Here is a 26,117-nt window from a genome sequence, read left to right on the forward strand (position 1 = left end):
CACCGGAAACACACCCGAAAATCTCCGGACGCACAATAAAAGTGCGCAAGAGGAACGTTTGGCCGGTTAGCGCTTCCAACACCCCGCCAAAGCTGGCAACATCGCGCCCTTTTTTGGAACAGCCCCGCCCTTTTTATCAACAGGCAGGGTTCAAACGGCTGTTCGGTTGATAGCAGCGCGACAGTCTGCTGTACCGATGCGACAACCTGCCACACGCCACCCGTTTACCGCCCGAAGCGCTGTTGGCTGCCATTCAGACGCTATGCTAGCTTGGCCGCCTCGCCAGGAAGGCCACCAACAGCAGGAGCGAAACACTATGAGGAACGCACATGGCTGAGGCCACGCCCGCGCTTGAAATTCGCAACTTGCACAAACGCTACGGACAGCTTGAGGTGCTCAAAGGCATCTCGCTGACCGCCCGCGACGGCGACGTGATCTCGATCCTGGGTTCTTCCGGTTCCGGCAAGTCCACGTTCCTGCGTTGCATCAACCTGCTGGAAAATCCGCACCAGGGCCAGATCCTGGTGGCCGGCGAAGAACTCAAGCTCAAAGCCGCCAAGAACGGCGAACTGGTCGCAGCCGACGGCAAGCAGATCAATCGCCTGCGCAGCGAGATCGGTTTTGTATTTCAAAACTTTAATCTCTGGCCGCACATGAGCGTGCTCGACAACATCATCGAAGCGCCGCGCCGCGTACTCGGTCAAAGCAAGGCCGAAGCCATCGAAGTCGCCGAAGCCTTGCTGGCCAAGGTCGGCATCGCTGACAAACGCCACGCCTATCCGGCGCAACTGTCCGGCGGCCAGCAGCAACGCGCCGCCATCGCCCGCACACTGGCGATGCAGCCCAAGGTGATCCTGTTCGACGAACCGACCTCCGCCCTTGACCCGGAAATGGTCCAGGAAGTACTTAATGTCATCCGCGCACTGGCCGAAGAAGGCCGCACCATGCTGCTGGTCACCCATGAAATGGGCTTTGCCCGTCAGGTCTCCAGCGAGGTGGTTTTCCTCCACCAGGGCCTGGTAGAAGAGCAAGGATCGCCACAGCAGGTGTTCGACAACCCGCTTTCGGCACGCTGCAAACAATTCATGTCCAGCAACCGCTAACGGAGCTACCCGCATGCAGAACTACAAAAAGGTCTTCCTGGCCGCCGCCGTCACCCTGGCCTTCAGCGCCGGTGCCATGGCCGAAACCTTGAAGATGGGCATCGAAGCGGCCTACCCGCCGTTCAACAACAAAGATGCCAGTGGCAATGTCGTCGGCTTCGACAAAGAAATCGGCGACGCCCTGTGCGCCAAGATGAAAGTCGAGTGCACCGTGGTCACGTCCGACTGGGACGGCATCATCCCGGCCCTGAACGCCAAGAAGTTCGACTTCCTGATCTCCTCGATGTCGATCACCGATGAGCGCAAGCAAGCGGTGGACTTCACCGAACCGTACTACTCCAACAAGCTGCAATTCATCGCGCCCAAAGACAAAGAGTTCAAGACCGACAAGGAATCCCTGCAAGGCAAAGTGATCGGCGCACAACGTGCGACCCTCGCCGGCACCTGGATGGAAGACCACATGCCCGGCGTTGAAGTCAAACTCTACGACACCCAGGAAAACGCTTATCTGGACCTGACCTCCGGTCGTCTGGACGGCATCCTGGCGGACAAATACGTCAACTACGAGTGGCTGAAAAGCGACGCCGGTCGTTCGTATGAATTCAAGGGCGACCCGGTGGAAGAAAGCGACAAGATCGGTATCGCTGTTCGTAAAGGCGACACCCTGCGTACAAGGCTGAACCTGGCCCTAAAAGAAATCGTCGAAGACGGCACTTACAAGAAGATCAACGACAAGTACTTCCCGTTCAGCATCTATTGATTCTGACCTGCCGGACTGGCGCCGTGCTTTGACGGCGCCAGTTCCTGGCATTGCCTGCCGCGATTGAAAAGAAATCCATGACTATTGATCTCTACGGATTCGGCCCGGCGCTCGCCGCTGGCGCGCTGATGACTGTGAAACTGGCACTCTCGGCCCTGTGCCTGGGGCTGGTGCTCGGTCTGCTCGGCGCCTTGGCCAAGACCTCCCCGTACAAGCCGTTGCAATGGCTTGGCGGCACTTATTCGACATTGGTTCGCGGTATCCCGGAATTGCTCTGGGTGCTGCTGATCTACTTCGGCACGGTCAACCTGATGCGTGCCCTGGGCGAGTTCTTCGGCAATCCCGACCTCGAACTGAATGCCTTCGCCGCCGGCGTGATTGCGCTGGGGCTGTGCTTTGGCGCCTACGCCACGGAAGTGTTTCGTGGCGCGATTCTGGCCATTCCCAAAGGTCACCGTGAAGCCGGCGTGGCCCTGGGCCTGTCGAAATTCCGCATCTTCACCCGACTGATCATGCCGCAGATGTGGCGCATCGCCCTGCCCGGCCTTGGCAACCTGTTCATGATCCTGATGAAGGACACCGCCCTGGTGTCGGTGATCGGCCTGGAAGAAATCATGCGTCACGCGCAAATTGGCGTGACCGTGTCCAAGCAACCGTTCACCTTCTATATGGTGGCCGCGTTCATGTACCTGGGCCTGACCGTGCTCGCCATGAGTGGCATGCACCTGATGGAAAAACGCGCCGCTCGCGGCTTCGCGAGGAGCACCCAATGAACTGGGAAGTCATCATCAAATGGCTGCCGAAACTGGCCCAAGGTGCAACGCTGACCCTGGAACTGGTGGCCATCGCCGTGATCGCCGGCTTACTGCTGGCGATTCCACTGGGCATCGCGCGTTCGTCGCGCCTGTGGTGGGTGCGGGCATTTCCCTACGGCTACATCTTCTTTTTCCGTGGCACGCCGTTGCTGGTTCAACTGTTCCTGGTCTACTACGGCCTGGCGCAGTTCGATGCGATCCGTAACAGCTCGATGTGGCCGTACCTGCGCGATCCGTTCTGGTGCGCCACCGCGACCATGACCCTGCACACCGCGGCCTATATCGCCGAGATCCTGCGTGGGGCGATTCAGGCGATTCCACCGGGCGAGATCGAAGCGGCGCGGGCGCTGGGCATGTCCCGGGCCAAAGCGCTGTTCTACATCATCCTGCCGCGTGCTGCGCGCATCGGCCTGCCGGCCTACAGCAACGAAGTGATCCTGATGCTCAAGGCCAGCGCCCTGGCCAGCACCGTGACCCTGCTGGAACTCACCGGCATGGCCCGCACCATCATTGCCCGGACCTACCTGCCGGTGGAGATCTTCTTCGCCGCGGGCATGTTCTATCTGCTGATGGCTTACGTGCTGGTGCGCGGCTTTAAGCTGTTGGAGCGCTGGTTGCGCGTCGATGCCTGCCAAGGGCGCTGATTCCCACGTGCTGACGGGCGAGGCCCTACTCGCCCGCTTCACCGCGCTGGATGCTTTTCTGATTGAGCATCAGGCGTTGTGGAAACCTCGACCGTTTACTTATCTGCACCTTCCTTGGGAAGCGTCCTACCCGGAGTTGGCGCTTTGGCTACGCGGTCGGTCGCTGGAAGACGCGGAAAGCAGTCATAACCAACCTTGTTTGCTCGATGCGCCGCAGCCGTTTGCATCGTTGGCGGCGATTTCCCTTGAGTTGAGTGCGGTGGGGGAACTGCCAGCACACGCGCTGGAAGCCGCCGGGCACCGGTTGAATGTCGATGTGCCGGGCCGTAAGTGGCAGCAGATCGAAGCCTTCGCCAGTCGCCTGTCATTTGCCTCGCCACCTAAGCATTGGCTGGATTGGTGCTCGGGCAAGGGTCACTTGGGCCGACGCCTGCTGCAAACAGGGCAACAACTGACCTGCCTCGAATACGACCCGGCGCTGGTTTCCAGCGGCGAAGCGCTCAGCCAACGCCATCACCTGCATGCGCTGCACGTCGAACAGGATGTACTCGCACCTGACGCCGCTTCTTTATTAAAAGCTGATCACACCCCCGTGGCACTGCATGCCTGTGGGGATCTGCACGTGCGGTTGATCCAGCTCGCCAGCGCGGCGGGTTGCAAACAACTGGCCATCGCGCCGTGCTGTTATAACCGGATCAATCTTGCTGCTTACCAGACACTTTCCTCGGCCGGTTCGCGATCTGACCTACATCTATCCCTCGACGATCTCTCGTTGCCGATGAGCGAAACCGTCACTGCCGGTGCACGCGTCCGACGTCAGCGCGACACCTCCATGGCCCGGCGCCTGGGTTTCGACCTGCTGCAACGGCAAATGCGCGGCGTTGAGGAGTATCTGCCAACCCCTTCCCTGCCCAGCGCCTGGCTGGATAAATCCTTTGCCGAATACTGCAATCATCTGGCCGCACTCAAAGAGTTATCCACAATCGGTCCGCAAGATTGGTCTGCACTCGAAGCTGCCGGTTGGCAACGCTTGGCCGAAGTGCGCAATCTGGAGCTGTTGCGTGGCCTTTTCCGACGCCCGCTGGAGCTTTGGCTGGTGCTTGATCGGGCACTTTTCCTGAGCGACCAAGGCTATACCGTTCGCCTCGGCACCTTCTGCGAAACCCCGCTCACGCCGCGCAATTTCCTGCTGCTGGCGGAACGTCCTTAAATAATCGCAGCCTGTGGATAACTCTGTTGATGGAATTATCGTGGATCCAATATATCCGCCTGTTTCAGCGTTGAAACGCAGTGTTCATTTTTCGTACACATTGCCAAAAAAATCGAAAAAACAGGTATTTGCGGACAAATGAGAACAAGTCCACAAAAAGCGTAATGAAGGCAGCAAGCCACCGCGCCCGTTGTGCATAAGCATTCAATGCAAAGGACATAAGTGCCTAATCCGGGACCTCACTGGCGGAAAATTGCGCCGCTTCCCCACTCTTGTTATACAAACAGCCAACGGCGCCGACAGCGTGGCCACGAACAAGAAAATCCGACCGACAGGATGCGACAGTGACGTTTATTTCCTACGCACAGAATTTCGAAGACATACGCCTGTGGCGCGCCCTCAAAACCGTTGAAAACGGCTTTTATATCGACGTCGGCGCCAACCACCCCACCCACGACTCAGTGACCAAAGCCTTCTACGACCGTGGCTGGACCGGCATCAACGTCGAACCGATGCCCAATTACTACGAAGCCCTGCGCCAGGAACGTCCCAAAGACACCAACCTGCAATGCGTGGCCGGCGAAAGCGCCAACGACCTGACCTTCTACGGCATCGCCGGCACCGGCCTCTCAACGCTCGACCCGGCCATGGCGCAAATGCACAAAGACGCCGGCATGGACGTGCGCAGCCAAACCGTCCAGTCCCGCACCCTGACCTCCATCTGCGAAGAGCACGCCCAGGGCCGCCCGATTCATTTTCTGAAAATCGACGTCGAAGGCCACGAAGAAACCGTGCTGCGCGGCATGGACTTCACCCAGTGGCGACCGTGGGTCATCCTCATTGAAACCCCATGGGACCGCGACCAGACCTGGGAAACCCTCGTCACCGGTGCCGGCTACCACTCCATCCTGTTCGACGGCATCAACACCTACTACCTCGCCGAAGAACACCTGAACCTCAAACCCGCCTTCGACATCCCGCCGTGCAACCTGGACGAGTTCCAGTTCTGCAAAGGCCACAACTTCAGCCACCCCGTCAGCGACGCCGAACACCAGCTCGTCGCCGCCCTGCAACGCGCCGAACAGGCCGAAGCGCAGCTGCGCGCGATGCAAAATAGCCGGGCCTGGAAAGCCATTCAGAAACTCAAGAAAACCCTGCTTGGCGCCTGACTTGAAGGCTGCGTAAAAATAGTCTGAATTCAGGGGTTTACAGAACCAATCCAATCGCTATAATCGTCGCCCTAACACGCCGGTATAGCTCAGTTGGTAGAGCAACTGACTTGTAATCAGTAGGTCCCGGGTTCGACTCCTGGTGCCGGCACCATCCAAGGTTCCAGAGAAGGCTTTCAAAATCTCTGAAACCCCCGAAAAACCCGCCTTCTGGCGGGTTTTTTCGTTTTGGCGTTCCGTCGGATTCCGTCAAAATCTGTTGGATTCCGACCGTTTTAGGGATAGATATAGGGGTAAGGTCATTCGATAAAGGGAGGAGTACCCTTATGTCGCGCACCACTGCACCACTCTCCGATTCGGCTTGCCGCGCAGCCAAGCCCACCGACCGCGCCTACAAGCTTTTCGACGGCGACGGCCTCTACCTCCTAGTCCAACCCAATGGCCGTAAAGGCTGGCGTCTCAGGTATGTAAAACCTGATGGCCGCGAAGGACTGACTTCGTTCGGCAACTACCCCGTGGTCGGTCTCGCCGATGCGCGCCGCAAGCGCCTGGAGCTCAAGCGGATGTTGGCGGAAGGCGTCGACCCTATAGAGTCCAAACACCAAGCCAAGACGCAGGCCGCAATCCAAGGCCGAACCTTTGAAAGCGCGGCCCTGGACTGGCACAAAGCGATGTCTGCCAAATGGGCACCGGGCCATGCCAAGACGGTTCTGAGCCGCCTCAAAACCCATGTCTTTCCACTGATCGGCGCTCGCTCTATTGTCGATCTGGACACCCATGACCTGATGCAACCTCTGGAAGCGATCCAGGAGCGCGGCACAATTGACGTAGCTTTAAGGGTACAAAACTACCTGCAAAGCATCATGCGCGAGGCGAAGCGTGCTCGACAGATCGCGGCAAACCCTGCCTCCGACCTTGAAGGTTTGATCAAAGCCCCGAGGGTTGTTCACCGCCCAGCGTTACCCTTATCGCGTCTGCCTGAGTTGCAGGAGCGCATTGAGGGTTATAACGGCCGCGTACTTACCCGGCTGACGGCCATGCTCTCGCTGCATGTGTTTGTCCGCTCCAGTGAACTGCGCTTTGCCCGCTGGAACGAATTTGACCTCAAGCGCGGCACCTGGGAGATTCCCGACACCCGTCCTGCGTTGGACGGCGTCCCCTTTTCCACAAGGGGTACAAAAATGGCCGGGGATATCCATCTTGTCCCCTTATCGCCGCAAGCCGTGGCCCTGCTTGAACAGATCCACGTCGTCACCGGTAAATTCGACCTGGTGTTTGCAGGCGATACCAAGCCCTGGAAACCCATGTCTGAAAACACGGTGAACAGCGCGCTTCGAAAGATGGGCTACGACACCAAAACCGAAATCTGCGGCCATGGCTTTCGTTCGATGGCCTGCAGCGCACTGATCGAATCAGGATTGTGGTCGGAGACAGCCATTGAACGGCAGATGAGCCACAAGGAGCGCAACAACGTACGCGCCGCTTACATTCACAAGGCGGAGTTTATCGAGGAGCGCAGGCTGATCATGAACTGGTGGAGCCGGTACCTGGAGGCCAACCGGCAGGAGCATGTCACTCCACACGAATTCGCGACCCAGACCGGAGCGAACGTCACTCGCCTAAAAGCAAGACGTGTCGCAACTGAGTAAGCGCTCGGTCTTCATATCTCAGTGATCCGCTTGTCCACGCGGGTCCATCCAAGCAGGGCTGCAAAGCCGCCCTGCTTGGATGGACCTCACTTAAAAAATCTAAAGCCCACACAGCTGTCTGTGGAAAACCGCGGATTTCCACCGGTGGATAATTTCATCCACAGCCGCAGAACTCCCGAAAATAAGAGTCTTGACCCGAATTATCCACAGGCGTAGAAAAGATCGGGCAAAGCGCTGTCGTTGACAGCAACCCAGGTAGCCAGAACCCTTAAGGCTACGCCACATCGTGGTGGTTCTCCCAAAGTGCGATTAGCGTCCGGCGGCTCGCATGGTCACAGCGATGTGATGGATGCCTACTTTTACCAGTGTGCCCACTGCGGCAGCTCATCCCCTTTCATAGCTGCCCTGCAGCAACCTATCCGCTTGGCCATTTCATTGCGCCAACCTGCGCCCGTCTCTTTCTCCCGGAAAGAGACGGGCGCTCCTACCACTGCTGCAGCCCAACTCGTACAAGGCTTTGCGGCATTCCCCCTCGTGACAATCGGCGTGACAAACACCTAAAAGTCACCAGCAACAGCGATGCAGATGATGGTGCCGCAGCCCAAGGAATGGACTGCACCTGACTGACAGTCAGACATGCCCCGGTCATCGCATCCCTGCCTTCACCCGGCTCAGGATCTCGCGGCGCTGGTCTCGTCAGCCAATGCAGCCTCCACCCGCCCACCGGTATCGGTGTTCAGGAGGCCAGATCATGAGATGCCCATGCTCCCGGTCGTAAAGAGCCGCCAGTCCCGCGTTAGTGGACAACCCTCACAGGTCGCAGGGGCCTTGATCCCTGATAACACTCAACATTCTTGGCGGGATGACGTGGGGAAGGTTTTAAAAGTTTTGGCTTCAAGAGGAGTTCGATCATGGCACTGGTGGGCAGGCGAGATGGACGCAATTTTGGTTATGGGCGACAACTGAGTTATGCCGGGCCGCAGGCGCTGAAAGATTTATTTGGCGGCGGGCATTACGGGACCGTCAAGGCCCACAGTGATCGGTGGCAAGCGTTCGCACGATGGTGTCGATCAGACCATGGGCCAGACCTCAACGACGCGCGACAGATAGATCGGCAGACATTGATGGATTACGCCAGACATCTTCGAAGCCAAGTTGAACAAGGTGAACTGGCCATCGCCACCGCGCAAAACCGACTCTCAAGCGTCAACCGAACCATGGCAGCTCTTCGTGGTGATCAGTACGTAAGGGTGGCGAGTCCGAGCATGGCGTTAGGAATACAGCGCATCACTGTTCGCACTGCGGCTCCGCAAGGACAGGATCGTGACCAAGTGATGCGGATCATCAACGCGCTCCGCGAACATCAACTGCCGTGCGCTGCGGCCATTGTGTATCTAGCACGAGCCACCGGCATGCGTTTGCGCGAGGCCATCTTGGCCGATCTTCCACGCCTGAAACGGGAGGCCGAGCAATACGGCAAGATCAACATTCAGGATGGCACCAAAGGTGGACGCTCGGGCGCGTCAGCTCCTCGCTGGATTTGGGTAAATGATCATATCCGTGAAGCGCTCAGCCAAGCCGAGTTGGCCTCCCCCGTCGGTAGCCGTAACCTGCTTTCTCCGAACGAATCCTACCTCGACCTTCAACAGCGAATTGTCCGCCCGGCACGGGACATCTTGCACACTCACAACCTAAAAGGATTCCATGAACTACGAGCGGCGTATGCGTGCGAACGCTATGAGCAGATCACCCATTACCTAGCCCCCATCAACGGCGGCAGATGCGGCCAGCTCGATCTGCGTCTTGATCGAGAAGCACGCCTACAAATCAGCTATGAACTGGGGCACGGTCGAATCGATGTGGTATCGGCCTACATCGGTAGTCGAGCATGAACAAGCAATTCGATATGGAGCTTTTCTTATCTGGAGTGCTGACTGGCGCACACACCACTCGCGAGCGTCATATACGCCAGGCCAAGGCCATTCAAACAGAGATTGTTGATCGCTGGCATCGAGATAATCCATGGACTTGGCAGCGAAAACATCTCATCTGGTTTTTAAGGAAAACGAAAGAGAACAAATCGAACTCCACTTATTACTATTACACTTTAACTGTAAAATTAATCAACATCCGCTTAAAAACCAAACACAAATTAAAGAAATCAATCGCCCCGTAGTTGAAAACAAGAAACAACAAGAAATCAAAGCCCCAACAAAACCCAAGTGATTTTAATCGTGCCGACCAAATTGAATCGACACGATCAATATTTCACACTGATTTAGCAATAGCTACTTTCGAATGCGTCTCGAATCTTACTAGATAACTCTGCACCTTTCATAAACACTCCAAGCTCTCCATAAACATCACCCGCTGAAGATGCTGACAGCCAATTCATGCTGGTAATCACAACGTTATCCTCATCCCAGGTCATGACTTTTGCGTGTATCTGAGGGTCATCTGCTTTTATAACTTTAAAATTCAGAGAGGAAAGCTCTTTATTCAAAATGTTAGCCTCTGAAGTACGCATACTACCGCTTGATCTTCCATAAGCAACCCGTATAGAGAGATGCGGATCGTCTCGTAAAGCAGCCTTAAACGGCGTCAGCACCGGGCGATCGCCCGCATAGCTAATACGGTGACTGCATATGAAAATATCGCCAACCGCCTCATCACTGGCCTTTTTACAAAAGGAATGATGCTCTGCCGCAGAAATCAATTGTACCTGTATGAGGTCCGCCTTGTTTTTAACTTTATCAACAGATTTTCGCTTAGATAGTATTGTCGACTGAACTGCTAGCTCTCGGCTCAACTCGTTGGAAAGCCCCTGTTTACCCATTGCCAAATGTGAAGCGATACTAAGCGCATCAGCCACCACACGCTGGTCACATACCTGCACCGACGCCTCAAAACGATTAAATCTCGATGAAAGCCAGTTGCATGAACCTATAGTAACAGCCCACTCACCAGAGGGCGTATCAACAATAACAAACTTAGCATGAGACTGAGTAGGAGTTCGGTGGAATCTAAACTGGGTACCAAGCCCTTCTCCATCGATGGTTTTTTGAAGCTGCTCAAGCTTATCTACGACCAACTTAAACGCTTGAAATTTTCGCGGGTCATCGGGTTCAGTCTGCCCCCACATAACGTCTACTTGTACCGAGCGACGCACAGCATCCAGAAGTGCTGGCAACATCTCATCAACACATTCTGCATTGATGAAGGTAGAGTGAAGGACTATCCGTGAATACGCGCTTTCAATTAAATGGTAAATATGTTGCGCATGCTCCTCCGCCCCGAGAACAAGAGTAACACTTTGGGATTCAACATGATGTACAGGTAACGATCGGGGCGACACTCGCGCCTCATAGTAACCTTGTCCTATTTCAGCTTTACCCAACTGATTTCCGAGGAGACGGATTTTTTCTCGTTGTAAATCCGCTGCGGCGAGAATGGCTTCCTTTAACTCTTCTGATATTTCGGGGACTCCTGAAATATCATTCTCAGAACTGACCGAAGCGATCGCGTACTTCAAAGAGTCAGAATAGCTCCGCCTTACAACTTCTTCTTCGAACCCGTTGACATCTTCATCGTCATTCGCGACACAGTTAAAAATATCTACTAACTCAGGCGCAAATGTCGAAGATGTCTGTATTTCTGTAGTATACCCCTTGTACTCACCAAGCAAGCTTTGAGCACGCCCATAGTTATAAACCTGATAAGTTTGCTTTTTCTTTTTCCGCTCGAGGCGATAGCACTGCTCTGTTATCGGGTCTATTAAAAAGCTACGAACACGTAACAACGGCTCACTATCGACCGGCAAATCCTCATAGGTCGATATAGCAATACCTCTGATCGTAGCCTGAAAAATAAAACCCTCAAGACCATTACTTATTTCAACCCAACCTACTTGCATTAGAGAAATTAAAATCTCAACAACTAACTGCCTTGGCAAACCTGACATGTCAGCCAATTGTTGAGATGTCGCAGGCCTCTGGGCTAAGGACTGCAGCACTAACTGATCAATGGCTCCCCATCGTTTAGCCTTAACTATTTTGAAACGGTGAGTACCAGAACCAAAAGGAATCTTCACATAGATACTAGGCGCGTTCATGCTGTAAGTCCTATTTCCCTATAATTTTTAGGCTTTCGTATGATGTTTACGTTTACTTTTCCCTGGCTTAACCACACTTCTTAATATTTCTTGGTGGCCAATCCGCTTCATCACGCCTTCGGCCTGATATCTTTCTAGAACTTCCACTAATTTAACAACAAAGCGGTTATTTTCTAATCCTTTGCTAAGCTCTTCTTTTTTGATCTTATCGGACCAGTTCTTAAGAAACTCTAATGAACCAACAATTATAAGCTGGTGTTTTGCACGACTAAGCAGAACGTTCATACGCCGACTATCTAGTAAAAACCCAAGCGCACTCAAAGAGTATGAAAAACTATTATTTCTGACCATTGAAACTATCACAGCGTCAGCTTCAGCCCCCTGAAACCCATCAACAGTGCTACAGTATGAAATATGATCATCTGGCTTAGCAAACAGGTCGAGATTTCTTAAGTAATTTGAACTAGATATTTTCCGGTCGATATCTTTAGCCAGCTTTTTTACTTGCTGAGCATATGGCGAAAGTATTGCAAGCTTCGGCTTATCCTTACTATCGGTGGAAGCTACCCTGAGTTTACCAAGTAACTCTATAATTACCTCTCGCTCAAGAGAGTTATGCCAACGAGGAAGCTCCTCACCCGCATGAAAATTTCTATTTGCCTGAATATCAGGAATATCAATCCATAAAATGGATGGAGTGTCTTGTAGTACAGCCAAATTGCAGAAGCCAAAGGGCCTTGTAGTAGGTATAGCGCGGTAATACGCCTCTCTATTTGGCGCTGTTTTCAATGCATCGTCATAAAAAACTTCAGAAACAAGTTTAGCAATATCAGGGTGCATTCGATGCTGAATGGATAACATGCTCGCTATCGGCCGATGTTTTACGTCCGAGCCATAAAACTCGATAGAGCTCTTCTTTGCCTCCTCTTCTTCCAGTATTAGACTTTCGAAAAGCAAATGTAACCGCAAAGATTCACGAGCAAGACTGTTTAGGTTAGTTTCCGACAGATCCTGGACGTACTCATCAGTAAAACGAGCCTTAATTACCTCTCCTTTGATTGAGTTATTGTAAACATCTACTGCTATTTTCAAAGCACTGTGAAGGCTCTCTTTATTTTGCAGTATTTGTCTCATTTTTTCCGATGCATAAGGCGGGAGCTGCTTATGATCGCCAATCATAAGCCTCCTATAGGACAACAGTAATGGGCTGAGCAACTCAATACCTGTGACCTTCCCAGTTTCCTCCATTATGGACCAATCAAATTGAGAGCGGGCTTTAATTAGCTCTTCTACCTGACGCGAGTTCGTCGTAGCAAAAACCATATTGGCTGCCTTCAACAACTGACTGATCAGGGAGTAACGGCCTGACCGAGCGTTATCGTTACACATCGCTATTATTTTTTCTTTTGCCGCTACGGTACCTGACTTCTCAAACAAAATACTTTTGGTCAATGAGACCAGATATTCTTTAGCTAAAGAGTCAAGCTCACTTAATGAATCAGTATCGTTATTTTGAGAGTTAGCCTTAATACAACTCACTATCAACGGTTCATCTTGACAGTTCATACTTGGCTTTAATGAATCGACAACCTCTTTGTATAGATGCTGAACAGTGGAGTGACTTTGCGCTGTCAGAAGAAGTCGGCTATCTGGCTCATGAGTAAAAATTTGCTGCACCAGCGTTGTAACCAAATATGTTTTCCCCACACCTGGCGGGCCTTGTACCAGATAAAGCGGCAAAGTACTCGTAATGCGTTTAAACACATCTTGCTTTGAAGCATCCAGAGCGTGGAATGCGGCATGCTCTGAATGTTTATCTTGTGAGTTGGTTATCGAAGCATAGGGGTTGGCCAGCATATTTACCAACTCGATATGATTGCTAAGTGCATCTATCGCCCCTGCACGCCGACTTAACTGACTGATAGTTCCTTGTACAGAGCTGGAGATAATGAAATAGTTATCATAGTCGGGGTCTAATGACGTAGTCGTAAACTGATAATGGATTACGCCGTCTGGTTGCTTTTCTAGCTTCTGAAAATCAAGAACAGTTTCCTGTTCTTCATCTGAGAAGTTTGTATTACCGACAAGAATCCAACTACCAGAATCGTTTAATTCATTTGCAAGCAATTCATTCAACCGAGTGGCAGCCGGCTTAAGCCCGAGCGCTCTTGATATTTCTTGAGATTCAGAATCCAATCGGCTTGTCAATGTCACCGTACTAAGTGAAAGGTCTATCTCATCTTTTTGATACGCTATCAACTCCATTGGATAAATTTCGGATTTTGCATACGCAATTTCCGTGAGGTGATAAGCAGAAAAACCATCTATTATATTTTGGTTGGCGAGGTCTCCATCTTCCTCCTCTTTAAGTTTTAATATTAAATTTTCCCATGTCGTCATTTCCATTTTGTCGCGAGCTTGCTTAAACTGCAGCGACGACATACAGTGCATTTTGTTGCCATTTAATTTACACGAACGATTAGAACTATTAATTCTCTTGGGCGGTTCTAAATACGCCGAATGACAAAATGCCGCCGACCAACTACCTTCTACATCTCTTACACTTTCTTTATTTTTATTAAGCACATAAGTCAACCTATCTCCCACCAAAAGCACTTCTTCTTCCAAATTATCAGCGGCGGGCAGAAAAATCAGTCGCGGGTCATTACGTAAATCCTCCTCAACAAACTTGATACAATCATCAAAATTATCCTCCCCCAGGGTGATTCCATGGAGCTCTTGAAACCGAGTTTGAACTGCACTAAAAACAGAGGTTTTACGATATGCCTTGCCGACGTCACCTTTTTTCTGATTGAAATGAAAAATCAGATAATACTGGTCTACCTTTCGCGCATTCATAGAGCGCAGCGAACTTATTATTGATTCGACTTTCTTTACAATGGCTCCGCCATCCATACCCTCCTTGGGAATGTTGGCATTCAACTTTATACGCCCTGTCAAGCCTCGTATGAAGATCAACTCATCTAAAATCAGACCACTTTTGGATACCAACTCTTTAATCGGAGTTACTAAGTCATCCAAATCATCAGCGTCAACCTTTAGGATTTTTGCTATCAAATCTCCTAGATCGGCCCAGTCAGTTAGGAATGAATATACACGCCCAATAGTAAAATTGGTTGTGGCGTGACTATGCTTTCCCCCTCCAGAAATATTCTGTACTCGAACAGACCATTCAAAACCAGTTAATTGAAAATCATGTCCCGCATGAGAAAGATCCGTCAATATCGAATCCTCATCAAGATGCCGATGGAGCAATCCCTGAGAGTGTAGCAATTGAATTGCTTTGACGATTCGTATTATATTATACCAAAACTTTACTCTGACCTCTGGATCCTTGAGCTTTTTGATCCAAGGCTTGTGATAACTTAAGATCTTAGAATCTAGCAATGCGTGTGATAACGGCACTCGCATCCCTACATCCAGGACTAGATAAAATCCGCTACTGTCTTTGCCCGAGTCAACAAGCGCGGATATAAATTCACCCAGTCCGGGATATCCTTTGAGTCGGTGCAACTGCCTTATTTCATACAACCAAATATCTTCAAGAACATTTGATTGATCATTTTCATACCTCGGCCAATATTTTATCAGCACCGGCTTATCTTGAAACTCCGCGCTGATTAATAGCGGTTTACCGTCCTCCGGTTCGTCAACTGACAGAACCTCTACCTCATCATATTTTTTTAGAAACAACTCGTTCCCTGTTAACATAAGAAATCCTTAATCAAAAAATTTATGCTTTCGACAACAATCTATATAAACCAAACGCATGAATTCACGTATGAACCTCAGCAAAACTTATGCAATTTAATTTTAATCTCCTGAAGCCAACATCTTCGATTGAATCAAATCTTAATGCCGTCATTAGGCCATCATGCAGTCAACTGTACGGATTTGGAAGCGTTCGCTACGTCAAATAAGACCGCTCGAATCAGTCGTTCGATGATTGACTAGGCTGTGCAGGGTAGGATTAGGGATACAGCAAAAAAAATTTCCGTGAAAAACTAGTAAAAACAATATCTTATGTGTTAATTCGACTCCTGGTGCCGCACCATACAAAACAAAGCCCCTGCAGAAATGCAGGGGCTTTGTTGTTTCTGGAGATTGGAAATTATCGTCGCGTCTGCCTGATCAGAGCCTTGACCGCCATTCTTCAGCCAGCATTGCCCCCTCCCGTCGCTCGTTACAATTTCACATCAGCACGACGTTGCTGGTGTTTCTGACATACCTATAATGCACTCCAACATACCCGCCAAGCCTAGGTTGACCCTGTCAGCAAGCTCAAATCGTGCGGGTTTTTTCGACTCGAAAAAAAGCCCTCGTAAAAATACGAGGGCTTTTTTGTTTCCGGTGTTTTGATTTTTATAAAGCAGGCAGCAATCAATCATCAAACCCCGTAGAAACCGAAAGACTCTCCCAAGCATCAATCTCCCCCTGCAACCGCGCAATCTTTTCACGCACCAACCTCACCGCATCCTTACCCAGCAACAAATGAACGGGCGGCTTTTCCGCAGCGACCAAAGTCAGCAACGCCTGCGCAGCCTTGTGCGGATCACCGTCCTGCCTGCCACTCTTCTCCTCCCGAGCCTTGCGCACTGGATCGAACACCGCATCATAGTCACCCAAGGTGCGACCGGAGCGGATCATCGAGCGCCCCGCCCATTCGGTGCGAAATGAGCCAGGTGCCAAGGCGGTCACGTAGATGCCCAGGCTTTCGACTTCTTTGGCCAGCGCTTCGCTGATGCCTTCCAGGGCGAATTTGCTGCCGCTGTAGTAAGCGATGCCCGGTAAGGTGATGAAGCCGGCCATGGAGGTGATGTTGACGATATGCCCGCTACGCCGTTCTCGCATGCCGGGCAGCACTGCTTTGATCATTGCCACCGCGCCAAATACATTGACGTCGAACTGGCGCTGCATTTCAGCCAGTGGCGATTCCTCGAGAATGCCTTCGTGACCATAGCCGGCGTTGTTCACCAGCACGTCGATTTGCCCCACCTCGCGCAGGACTTCGGCCACCAACGGCTCGATGGCCGGAAAATCGGTGACGTCGAGCACGAATGCTTTAGCTCGATGGGCGTCCAGCGCTTCGAATGCGGCACGCTCGGATTCGCGCCGCACCGTGCCAACCACCGTGTGCCCTGCCGCCAGCGCTGCTTGCGAAAAGGCCAGGCCGAAACCTGAACTGACGCCGGTGATCAGGAAAACCTTGTGAACATGGGTGTTCATGCTGCGTCCTCCAATAAAAACGCCGTCGATAGTGATCGACGGCGCTGTGGACAAGCTAACTCTGGTCTTAGTGACCAGCGCTCTGGCCGCCATCGACGTGCAGGATTTCGCCGGTGACAAAGTTGGCATTGTCCAGATACACAACCGCCTGAGCGATGTCGTTGATTTCGCCCATGTGGCCGACCGGGTGCAGACTGCCCAGCGCTGCATGGGTTTCTTCGCCGTGCATCGGGGTCTTGATGATGCCTGGGGAAACCGCGTTCACCCGAATCCCGCGCTTGGCGTACTCAATCGCCAGGGATTTGGTCGCCGCGTTCAAACCACCTTTGGTCAGCGAGGCCAGTACCGACGGCACACCGTCGATTGCGTGGTCTGTCAGGCTGGTGGTGATGTTGACGACGTGGCCTTTGCCTTGTTTTTCCATCTCGTTGATCGCGAGTTGGGTGATGTAGAAGAAGCCGTTCAGGTTCACCGACAGCACGTCGGCGTAGTCTTGCGCGGTGTACGCGGTGAACGGCTTGGCGATGAAGATACCGGCGTTGTTGACCAGGGTGTCGATGCGGCCAAAACGTGCGATGGCTTCACGGATGACTTGCTGGGCGACTTCCGGGTTGCCGATGTCGCCCGCCACGGTGAGGATGTCCGGGTCGGTGGACGGTTTGATCGAACGCGAAGTGGCGACAACTTTGTAATCCAGGTCGCGGAAGGCTTTGACCATGCCGGCGCCGAGGCCTTGGGATGCGCCAGTGATAACGATGACTTTTTTCGAATTGCTCATGATGAACCTCTACTAATAAATAATGGTTTGAATAAGTAAGTAATCAGGCTTCGGCGGGGGCCTTGGCCATTTGTCTCAACATCTGTTCGTAGTACTCGACCGACTGCGAACCAGACACCAGGTGACGGCCGTTCAGCACCATGGCCGGGACCGAGTTAATGCCGTGCTGGCGGTAAAACGCTTCAAGCTCACGCACTTCTTTGGCAAATGCGCCGGACGCCAACACCTCTTGTGCGGTCGCCGCATCCAGTCCCGCTTCAGCCGCCAGACGAACCAGCGTCTCGCGATCGCTCGGGTTCTGGCCGTCAGTGAAGTAGGCGCGGAGCAGGATTTTCTTTAGAGCGACCTGCCGCCCTTCCTGCAACGCCCACAACAGCAGCCGATGCGCATCAAACGTGTTGTAGAAGTGGGTGCGCTTTTCCAGATCGAACTTGAAACCGATGGCCGCCCCACGTTCGATCTGCATCGCTTTGCCGGCAGCGACGTCTGCGGCGGTGCGTCCATATTTGCGCATCAAATGCTCGACCGCTTTTTCACCGACCGCCGGCATGTCCGGGTTCAACTCGAAAGGCTTGTAAGTCAGCTCGACCGAAATCTCACCGGCCACGTTCTCGATCGCTTGCTCCAGCGCCGTCGCGCCCAACGCGCACCACGGGCACACCACGTCGGAGATGAAATCGATGGAGACGGACGCGGTCATGACTTGTCCTCCGCCTCTGCTAGTTGCTTTCGATACTTGGTGGTGGTGATGCCGGCGTAGCCCCAGTTATCGGTGTCGACTTCTTCGATCACGATGTGGGTCAGGTGCGGATCCTTCTTCAGGACGCGCTCCAGGGTTTCAGTGATTTCGGCGATCACCTGAGCTTTCTGCTCAGAGGTAACGCCATCGCGAGTGATGCGTACGCTTACGAAAGGCATGAGGAATCTCCAAGTGACCTTCCCTTCGGAATGAATGGGTCGGCGTTGGAGCTCAATGTAGGGAGTTGGGTGGAGGGGATAAAGGTGGGGGCGGGAACATCATTAGTTACTTGGTGTAATGAGCTAAACGCAAATTTTCTGTACCTGACAACAATCTTTTTGGTTCGAACGTTTCGCTATTTTTCAATTTCTGAGACACGTTTTGATGTTATGTCACTGCCAACGACATGTCGGTAAAACTTCCTTTTATGCTCTGGAAATGGCGATTGGAGCGCCCTCAGGCCAGTTCCCAGTCTTTATGCTAAATTATGGCTGGCCAATAATTATGGCGTATCCATAAAAAGAGGTAATTGCATGAGCAGCATTTTTCAGCGCCCTGAACTGGCCGAAGAGATGGCGAATCAGCTTCTCAATCCGGGCGTTCTCGATGAAGGTTTACGCTCAGGTCTATTTTTATCCGGCCTGCGCAGGACCGGAAAAACGACATTCCTGAGGAGCGACCTCATCCCTGCACTGGAAGAAGCGGGTGCTCTCGTCATTTACGTCGACCTATGGAGCGACACGCTGGCCAATCCAGCGACACTGGTGCATGACGCCATTCGTAAAACCCTGCAGGAGCTCCAAACACCAGGCTCCGGTTTGCTCGAGATGCTTAAGCGTGTCAGCGGTGTTGATGTAGGCGCTGCTGGATTCAAATTTGGTTTCAAACTCGACAGCATCGGGAACTCAGGTGGGCCAACGCTGGCTCAGGCGCTGACAGAGGTTGTTGATCAAGCGAAAACCGACTTGGTGCTGATCATCGACGAAGTACAGCACGCCATTTCTTCCGACGATGGTAATCAGCTGCTTCTGGCACTCAAAGCGGCTCGTGATGCGATCAATCCGAGACCCAATACGCCGGGTTATTTTTTGTTTATTGGAACGGGATCGCACAGGGCGCAAGTCAGCGAACTGACTGCGAAGAGGAACCAGGCGTTTTCCGGGGCGACATCGACAGCCTATCCGGTGCTGAAAGGGGATTACGTTGAATATTTGCTTAACCGACTCGCTGCGACGGTGAAGAAAGAAAAGCTACCTTCACTCGAAGCCGCCATTGAAGCATTCAATACCTTGGGAAACCGGCCCGAGGAAATGCTCAAAGCTTTGCGACAGCTCATGCAGCAAGAAGGTGATCCCGATCTTTTCCTGCCCGTTATTGCGAGCACATTACGCTCGGCGGCGGCCAGCATCGAACTTGAAAAAGTGGAGCTGCTAGGTAGCCTGGCTCAGGCTATTTTCAACAAAATTGCATCTACGGAAGGCGATGCCCGGGGTATTTTCTCCATCGATGCTGCGGCTGAGTACTCGAAGACTGTGGGGCGCGAGGTACGTGTTGAAGAGATTCAACCGGTGGTGATTGCGCTGGTCGCCGAGAACATCATCATGCGACGCGGGCATGGAATTTATGCAATTACGGACCAGTTTGTTCAGGAGATTTGGTTGGAAGAACGAGCGTTGATTGAAGCTAGCTAGCGTTTTCTACGCTGCTGCCGTTGCTTGTCGAACAATCAATTTCACACCCACGCCACCACCTAGCCACGATTGCGCGTCCGCCGCCCTCAAGCTACCTTCAGGCCGTCGCTGCCAATTCAGCGACCGGGCCTGAGAACTCGAATTCGATGTGGGAACCAATCGGAGTTCGCCTCATGCATGCCCGCAATCCATCTAAAATTTCCGCCATTGCTGCACCCGGTCACGCCCACCACCTCCCAAAAACCGGAGGTGCCCAATGACCAACCCCAAAGACCTCAAAACCATCGGCCTTACCCCCTTCTCCTACCACGCCAACGAACCGCTTTTCCGCATCAACGCCGGCGTCCCGGTGATCGAAGCCCTCTCCCACGCCTCCGACCTGCTCCACGTCGCCAAACTGCTCGCATCAGAACGCCGCCATGGTTCGCGACACCGACCGGCATGCCTGGGCATCGCATTATTTGCAGGATATGAGCAAGGCGATCATCGATGATGTGGTGAAGGTGCTCGATGCACCATGTAACAACCAAGCCACTAACGCCGTAACCTGATCTAAATCGCACGCATAAAAAAGCCCCGAATCAATCGGGGCTTTTTGCATCAATGAGACGGCGTTGGCATATGCCTTATGCGCAAAAACGAATCCACGTGCATAAAAACGATTATAAAATTGGTTTTTTGCACAAAAACGATCACAACGCTTAAGCGTTATCGACTCTCACAGTTTCCACCGTGATCTGCTTCAGCGCATAAAACGGCGCAAGCGCCGCCTCATCCGCCGTAGCACCGGTAATCAACCGCCACTCCCGCTCAATCGGCGTCCAATGCTGTTGCCGCGCACGCCCCAGCTTGTCAGTGTCAGCAAGCACAACAATCTGCGCCGCTCGCTTGATGATGCATTCCTTGAGATAAGCCTGCTGAGCACTCGCCTCACACAACCCAAACTCTGCCACTACGCCATCTGCACCCAGAAAAGCCTTGTCGACACTCAACCGACTCAACGTCAGTTCCGCCAACGGTCCCAACGTGCTCATGCTCGAACCGCGCAAGTCGCCGCCGATCAATGTCAGGCGCACGCCCGGCGCATTGGCCAGGGTCATTACGGCCAGCAGGTTATTGGTCACCACATGCACGTCTTGTCGCGAGCACAGGTGATGGGCCAGCGCGGCGCACGTGGTGCCGCCGTCGAGCAGGACGGTATCGCCGTCCTGAACGTGCGCCGCCGCTGCCTGGGCGATGGCGTCTTTCTGTTCCCACTGGGACGTTTTGCGTTCTTCGAGCGAGGCTTCCGGCTCATGAACGCCGACCACCGAGGTCGCGCCGCCGTAGGTGCGCACCAGGTGCCGCTGTTTGGCGAGCATGGTCAGGTCGCGCCGCACCGTGGCTTCCGAGACCCCGAGCGCCGCGCTCAATTGCTCGACGTTGGCATCGCCAATGCGTACGAGATCGAGGATGGCGCGGTGGCGTTCGGAGGCTTTCATGGCGGGTCTCGTTGTGTGGACGGTGGTCGATCTTACACGACCACACGCCTGCGCCTCATCCCCGTCGCGTGGCAAGCTCGGCGCCCTGGCGCAGTGCTTCGAGCAGGCTGCGTTCATCGGCGATGCCTTTGCCGGCGATATCAAACGCAGTGCCGTGGTCGACCGAGGTGCGGATCACATCCAGACCCACGGTGACGTTTACGCCCGCTTCCAGACCGAGCACTTTGACCGGGCCGTGGCCCTGGTCATGATACATCGCCACCACCAGATCGAAGTCGCCGCGACCGGCGCGGAAGAACAGCGTGTCGGCAGGCAATGGGCCGGTGACGTCGAGGCCGCGTTCCTGCAACAGCTTCACCGCCGGGATGATTTTTTCTTCTTCTTCGCCATAACCGAACAGGCCATTTTCACCGGCATGCGGATTGATCCCGCACACGCCGATGCGTGGCTTGGCGATGCCAGCCTTGATCAGGGTCTCGTTGCCGCGCTCGATGGTGCGCTGGACCAGGCCCGGCTCGATCTTGCGGATCGCATCGATGATGCCGATGTGGGTGGTGACGTGGATAACGCGCAGTTGCGGCGCCACGAGCATCATCGAGACTTCATCGACGTTGGTCAGGTGCGCGAGCATTTCGGTGTGGCCAGGGTATTTGTGGCCACCCGCATGCAGCGCTTCCTTGTTCAGCGGCGCGGTGCAGATCGCATCGATCTGGCCGGCCTCGGCGAGTTGCACAGCGCGGGCGATGTATTGATAAGCAGCGTCGCCGGCGATGGGCGACAGCACGCCGAACGGCAGGTCGTCGGGAATCAGGTCGAGGTCGATGCAGTCAATGGTGCCGGCTTCGTACAAGGCCTGGGAGGCGTCTTCGATGCGGCGCACTTTGGCGCTGCCGCCGACGATGACGTTGGCTTGTTCGAGGCGACGGGCATCGCCAATCACCAGTGGCCGACATTGTTGGTAGACGATGTCATGAGTCAGGCTCTTGACGATGATTTCCGGACCGACACCGGTGGCGTCGCCCATGGTGATGCCGATGATGGGCAGGTAGTTAGTCATAGTGTTCATTGGAGTCCTTGGATTCGTGTGCGTTTGGGCGGGGAGCGATCGGCGCACTCGCTCAGGTGTTGCCATGCCGCATACAAGGCGTGATCGGTGCCGAACGCGCCTGCCTTGGTAACGATGCCGGGACGATGCCCCTGCCGGGAAACAGTCGGGCGGGCGAAGGCGACGCCGGCTTCGATTTCCGTGAGCAGTTGCAGGCTGTCGATGCCGACGGTGGTCAATATTGCTCGCGCGGTTTCGCCGCCGGTGGCGATCAGGCCGCCGACCTTGGCGAAGTGTGGTTCGACCAGCACAGCCAGCATGGTCGAGAGTTGCGCGCCTTCCTGTGGATCGAATGCTTCATCGCGGCCGATGCGCAACAGCAGGTCACTCCAGCCGTCCAGTTGTTCGCCGATGCGCGATTGCCACATCGACCAATCGCCATGGGTTGTGCCCTGGCGAAGAACTTCTGGCGGGACAACCAATTCGCTGACGCCGCCGCGTTCTTTGAGCAACGCGCACTGGCGCTCGCAGACACCGGAAAGGCTGCCGACGAGTATCAGGATCGGCGCCTGGCTTTTTTCCAGGGCCGTGGGTTCTACGGCCGTGAACCGTGCTTCGGAGAAGTCCGGAAGACTGGCGATTTCCCGTGCGAGGCCACCTGAGCCGATCCAGAACAGCGGCTGATCCATCGAGGCGGTCAGCCGAGCGAGGGTCAGCAGGTCGTCTTCTGTTTGTGCATCGACGATCAACGCTTGCGTGCCGCTGCGGGCGACTTCGGCGATGTGCCGGGTCAAAGCGCTTTCATCGCCGCGCAAGGTGTCGAGGTCCAGTTTCGCGGTGCTCAGGCCGGCGGCGACCAGCATCGCTTCGACATCGGCCGGGCGGTCGGCGTTTTCCAATTTCCAGGTGTCGGTGGTCTCCAGCGGTTGACCATTCACGAACACCCGGCCACCGAGCAACGTACGTCCGGTGGCGGGAAATGCCGGGGCGACGATGGCCAGGCCCGCCAACGGTTGCAGGGCGGCGACTTCAGCCGCCCAATTGCCGCGCAGCGTCGAATCGATTTTTTTGTACAGCCGTTGCCCGGGCTGATGCAATACCTTGAACGCGGCGACAGTACGCTCGGCGGCCCGCGCCGGTGAAAGGCGCCGAGTGTCCGTGTCGGCGGCAATCACTTGGGCGTCAGCCTTGTCATTCAAGGGGTCGAGGGTGACGACGGTTTCCATCCCCATGCTGGCAAAGCCGATGGCGCAATCCGCTGCGCCGGACAGATCGTCGGCGATGATCAGCAGCCTCATCGCAATATCTCCTGCTTTGGTTCGAGCGCCGGCTCAGGGATGACGACAGGTTTACGCTGCTGCACGCGCTTGGCGACGGCGGCAGTGAGCAGTGGCGCGAGGATCGCGGTGACCACGACGCAGGCGGCCACCAGAATGGTCGCGCTCTTGGCCGCTTCGGCGTACACCGGATTGGCGGCGGCGATCAGCGCTGGCACGGCGGCGGCGTTCCCGGCGGTAGTGGCTGCGGCAACACCGGCGACGCCCGTGCCACCGGTCAAGCGGTCAGCGAAGAACAGCGGAATACCGGTCACCACGACCACCGCCACACCCATGCCCAGACCCAACAAACCGGCCTGCCAGACATTATGCAGATCCAGGCTCGCGCCCAATGCCAGGGCGAAGAACGGGATCATGACCGGAACAGCCTTGGCCAGGAAATCGCGCATGTCACGGTCGAGATTGCCCAACAGCATGCCGAAGGCAAGCGGCAGGATACTGCCCACCAGCGTCGGCCACGGAAATGCCGACAGGCCGGCGATACCCAAGGTGACCATCGTCAGAAAAGGCCCGGACTCCAGCGACATCACCGAATAGGCGCCGACGTCTTCGGATCGACCGTATTGCCCCATCAGCGCCATATATAAGCCGCCGTTGGTGTCGTTCATCGCGGCAACAACCGCCAGGGTCGATACACCGGCGAAGAGGCCCGACGAAATCGGCTGCTCGCCCAGAAAGTGCCCAAGCACAATACCAATGAGAACGGCGATGCCGACCTTCGTCGCCAACAACGTGCCGCCCTTCTTGAGCAGGTAAGGCGTGGCCTTGATATTGATGCTCGCGCCCATGCAGACATAGAACACCGCGAGGATGGGTAACGCCCCGGTGAACAGTGCATTGGTGAAAGAGCCGAAAAACTTCGGTGTATCGGGAAGGAAGGTAGCCACCAGCGAACCGATCAGCAGCGGGACAATCATCATGCCGCCAGGGATGCGTTCAATGGTGCGCTTGATAGGGATCTGGGCCACGAGGGTCTCCTTTTATAATTGTTTGGTAAGACGTTTGTCACCTCGAAACTGACTGAACCGATCATTTAATGATTGATTCAGTCAAAATTATCTTAGGCCCTCAATACGAATTGCGCAAATCAATCATTAAAATGATCGTTTTGATCATTTGTGGAAGGACTGATGTGACAGGCTGCTCATTCCCTCCCTTTATAGGAAGCGCATTGAAACAAGATCATCGATACAGAGAATCGACCCAAGAGCGCGAAACCGACTGCCTTCAGGTGACGATAGTCGGCGTTAGGAACCCCGTTGATGACCTGAATATCAGCGCTAGGGTGAGACCTCTTTGAAGAGCAGCCTTTAAGGCTGCTTTTTTATTGGCGAAAAAAAGCCCCAAATCAGTCGGGGCTTTTTCTGTATGTTGCCAGCGTCATCTACAAGGACGCTGTAAACGCCTATAGCGCTCTATTTGAATAGTTCTGAATGACTTCCGAGATCAACAAATGTGATCAGGTCGGAACGTGTGTGCTCATAGATCATCAAGAAATCACCGCCAATATGACATTCTCGGAAACCGATCCAATCACCCGTCAAAGCATGGTCAAGGTACTCAGGAGGTAAAGCCTCCCCCAGAAACAACATGATCATCACTTGCCGGACCTCATTCATATCACGACGTCCAGCTCGCTTGTAACGTTCCCACGACTTCTTAAATACCGATGTTTGTGCACATTGCTTAGGTAATTCAGCGCGCTTTTGCTTGTTCGCCGGTTTCGCCATCAGCATCCCTCAGCATTTCGTCTATCGAATCGAACTGCTGGCGAATATTTCGTGCTTCCATCATGGCGCGGGCTGTCTTCTCCGACGGGACGCGTACCTCAAAAGGGAGCCCCTGAGTCGCAACAACCTGACGGAGAAAGAGACGCATGGCATCACTGATGCTCAGGCCGCACGCGCTCAAGACTTCAGTTGCACGCATCTTCAAATCCTCATCAATGCGGCAACGCACATCAGTGGTTTTCAGCAATACACCCATAAAAACGTCCTCACCGTGATTTTGTAGCTACATTGGCGCTACCTCTGCATTGTGGTCGAGCGTACCGTTTTCGGTCAATGTCGAGTTGATAAGCGGAGTTATAGACTGGATTGTCATGTGCTATTTCAGCTGTTTCTGCAGACGCTAACTATCAGTTCGATCCCCATTTTTTTAGAGATACGTCCGAAGACAACGCAGGAAATAATCCCCAGCGCTGTGAGTTTCGAACCCCAAAAAAAAATGCCCAAACCTCTCGGTCTGAGCATTTTTTGACCCTGATCACCCACCTTTCCCGAAAAACCCCGACTCTATGTAAGCCTCCAGCCATCGGACGCAGCATCATTTCGCTACT

At 53.9% G+C, this 26,117-nt stretch carries 22 protein-coding genes, 1 tRNA gene and 1 pseudogene; 12 read left to right on the forward strand and 12 right to left on the reverse strand.

What is annotated here, in order from left to right:
• Positions 1-329: 329 nt before the first annotated feature.
• The 10 genes from BLQ41_RS03265 to BLQ41_RS03315 all read left to right on the forward strand — a co-directional run bounded on the left by BLQ41_RS03265 (position 330) and on the right by BLQ41_RS03315 (position 9,526).
• Complete coding sequence (locus BLQ41_RS03265; protein WP_027922189.1) at positions 330-1,103, forward strand: ABC transporter ATP-binding protein; 774 nt, start codon at positions 330-332, stop codon at positions 1,101-1,103.
• A 13-nt stretch (positions 1,104-1,116) separates the two neighbouring features.
• A complete protein-coding gene (locus BLQ41_RS03270; RefSeq protein ID WP_090176815.1) occupies positions 1,117-1,863 on the forward strand; it encodes an ABC transporter substrate-binding protein in 747 nt (248 codons plus the stop codon).
• A gap of 77 nt (positions 1,864-1,940) precedes the next feature.
• Positions 1,941-2,636 carry an ABC transporter permease gene (locus tag BLQ41_RS03275; RefSeq protein ID WP_090176818.1) on the forward strand — a complete coding sequence of 232 codons (696 nt, stop codon included), beginning with the start codon at positions 1,941-1,943 and terminating at the stop codon, positions 2,634-2,636.
• Positions 2,633-3,322 carry an ABC transporter permease gene (locus BLQ41_RS03280; protein WP_008041034.1) on the forward strand — a complete coding sequence of 230 codons (690 nt, stop codon included), beginning with the start codon at positions 2,633-2,635 and terminating at the stop codon, positions 3,320-3,322. Before BLQ41_RS03275 ends, BLQ41_RS03280 begins: the two co-directional genes overlap by 4 nt.
• Entirely contained in the window at positions 3,303-4,532 is a 1,230-nt protein-coding gene (locus BLQ41_RS03285; RefSeq protein ID WP_090176820.1) for a methyltransferase, read from the forward strand. The genes BLQ41_RS03280 and BLQ41_RS03285 overlap by 20 nt, the downstream gene beginning before the upstream one ends.
• A 344-nt stretch (positions 4,533-4,876) precedes the next feature.
• Positions 4,877-5,701 carry an FkbM family methyltransferase gene (locus BLQ41_RS03290; RefSeq protein ID WP_090176823.1) on the forward strand — a complete coding sequence of 275 codons (825 nt, stop codon included), beginning with the start codon at positions 4,877-4,879 and terminating at the stop codon, positions 5,699-5,701.
• 78 nt (positions 5,702-5,779) lie between these two features.
• Positions 5,780-5,855 (forward strand) — tRNA-Thr (locus BLQ41_RS03295).
• Positions 5,856-6,027: 172 nt separating this feature from the next.
• Complete coding sequence (locus BLQ41_RS03300; protein WP_090176825.1) at positions 6,028-7,350, forward strand: tyrosine-type recombinase/integrase; 1,323 nt, start codon at positions 6,028-6,030, stop codon at positions 7,348-7,350.
• A gap of 911 nt (positions 7,351-8,261) precedes the next feature.
• Positions 8,262-9,242: an integrase domain-containing protein gene (locus BLQ41_RS03310; protein ID WP_090176829.1), complete on the forward strand. Its 981-nt coding sequence runs from the start codon at positions 8,262-8,264 to the stop codon at positions 9,240-9,242.
• Positions 9,239-9,526 (forward strand): hypothetical protein, encoded by a 288-nt coding sequence (locus BLQ41_RS03315; protein ID WP_090176831.1) that lies wholly within the window; start codon positions 9,239-9,241, stop codon positions 9,524-9,526. Before BLQ41_RS03310 ends, BLQ41_RS03315 begins: the two co-directional genes overlap by 4 nt.
• Positions 9,527-9,628: 102 nt before the next feature.
• Here BLQ41_RS03315 and BLQ41_RS03320 read toward each other — a convergent pair whose 3' ends face one another.
• From BLQ41_RS03320 to BLQ41_RS03345, 6 genes are all read right to left on the reverse strand, one after another.
• The gene (locus BLQ41_RS03320) at positions 9,629-11,461 is read right to left on the reverse strand and encodes a phospholipase D-like domain-containing protein (RefSeq protein WP_090176834.1); all 1,833 of its coding nucleotides are present in this window, start codon (positions 11,459-11,461) and stop codon (positions 9,629-9,631) included.
• A 27-nt stretch (positions 11,462-11,488) separates the two neighbouring features.
• Positions 11,489-15,193, reverse strand: coding sequence for an AAA domain-containing protein (locus BLQ41_RS03325; protein WP_090176837.1), 3,705 nt, complete (start codon positions 15,191-15,193; stop codon positions 11,489-11,491).
• A 669-nt stretch (positions 15,194-15,862) separates the two neighbouring features.
• Positions 15,863-16,708 (reverse strand): oxidoreductase, encoded by an 846-nt coding sequence (locus tag BLQ41_RS03330; protein ID WP_090176840.1) that lies wholly within the window; start codon positions 16,706-16,708, stop codon positions 15,863-15,865.
• A gap of 67 nt (positions 16,709-16,775) precedes the next feature.
• A complete protein-coding gene (locus BLQ41_RS03335; protein WP_090176843.1) occupies positions 16,776-17,486 on the reverse strand; it encodes an SDR family NAD(P)-dependent oxidoreductase in 711 nt (236 codons plus the stop codon).
• Positions 17,487-17,529: 43 nt separating this feature from the next.
• Entirely contained in the window at positions 17,530-18,186 is a 657-nt protein-coding gene (locus BLQ41_RS03340) for a DsbA family oxidoreductase (protein ID WP_090176846.1), read from the reverse strand.
• Positions 18,183-18,404 (reverse strand): tautomerase family protein, encoded by a 222-nt coding sequence (locus tag BLQ41_RS03345; protein WP_090176849.1) that lies wholly within the window; start codon positions 18,402-18,404, stop codon positions 18,183-18,185. Before BLQ41_RS03345 ends, BLQ41_RS03340 begins: the two co-directional genes overlap by 4 nt.
• Before the next feature lie 354 nt (positions 18,405-18,758).
• Here BLQ41_RS03345 and BLQ41_RS03350 point away from each other — a divergent pair, with 354 nt between their 5' ends.
• Both BLQ41_RS03350 and BLQ41_RS03355 read left to right on the forward strand, forming a co-directional pair.
• Entirely contained in the window at positions 18,759-19,916 is a 1,158-nt protein-coding gene (locus BLQ41_RS03350; protein WP_090176853.1) for an AAA family ATPase, read from the forward strand.
• A 256-nt stretch (positions 19,917-20,172) separates the two neighbouring features.
• A pseudogene (locus BLQ41_RS03355) lies at positions 20,173-20,467 on the forward strand (DUF3077 domain-containing protein).
• A 150-nt stretch (positions 20,468-20,617) separates the two neighbouring features.
• Here the strand turns inward: BLQ41_RS03355 and BLQ41_RS03360 are convergent.
• From BLQ41_RS03360 to BLQ41_RS03385, 6 genes are all read right to left on the reverse strand, one after another.
• On the reverse strand, positions 20,618-21,397 hold the full coding sequence (locus tag BLQ41_RS03360) for a DeoR/GlpR family DNA-binding transcription regulator (protein ID WP_090176856.1): 780 nt from the start codon (positions 21,395-21,397) through the stop codon (positions 20,618-20,620).
• 55 nt (positions 21,398-21,452) lie between these two features.
• On the reverse strand, positions 21,453-22,454 hold the full coding sequence (gene pdxA / locus BLQ41_RS03365) for a 4-hydroxythreonine-4-phosphate dehydrogenase PdxA (protein WP_090188354.1): 1,002 nt from the start codon (positions 22,452-22,454) through the stop codon (positions 21,453-21,455).
• 5 nt (positions 22,455-22,459) lie between these two features.
• The gene (locus BLQ41_RS03370) at positions 22,460-23,740 is read right to left on the reverse strand and encodes a four-carbon acid sugar kinase family protein (RefSeq protein WP_090176859.1); all 1,281 of its coding nucleotides are present in this window, start codon (positions 23,738-23,740) and stop codon (positions 22,460-22,462) included.
• Positions 23,737-24,747, reverse strand: coding sequence for a 2-keto-3-deoxygluconate permease (locus BLQ41_RS03375; RefSeq protein WP_090176862.1), 1,011 nt, complete (start codon positions 24,745-24,747; stop codon positions 23,737-23,739). The genes BLQ41_RS03370 and BLQ41_RS03375 overlap by 4 nt, the downstream gene beginning before the upstream one ends.
• A 447-nt stretch (positions 24,748-25,194) precedes the next feature.
• On the reverse strand, positions 25,195-25,515 hold the full coding sequence (locus tag BLQ41_RS03380) for a type II toxin-antitoxin system YafQ family toxin (protein WP_310504660.1): 321 nt from the start codon (positions 25,513-25,515) through the stop codon (positions 25,195-25,197).
• Positions 25,475-25,765 (reverse strand): type II toxin-antitoxin system RelB/DinJ family antitoxin, encoded by a 291-nt coding sequence (locus BLQ41_RS03385; RefSeq protein ID WP_090176867.1) that lies wholly within the window; start codon positions 25,763-25,765, stop codon positions 25,475-25,477. The genes BLQ41_RS03380 and BLQ41_RS03385 overlap by 41 nt, the downstream gene beginning before the upstream one ends.
• Between the last annotated feature and the right edge of the window lie 352 nt (positions 25,766-26,117).

Origin of the sequence: Pseudomonas arsenicoxydans (assembly GCF_900103875.1) — a bacterium.
Classification (GTDB): Bacteria; Pseudomonadota; Gammaproteobacteria; order Pseudomonadales; family Pseudomonadaceae; genus Aquipseudomonas; species Aquipseudomonas arsenicoxydans.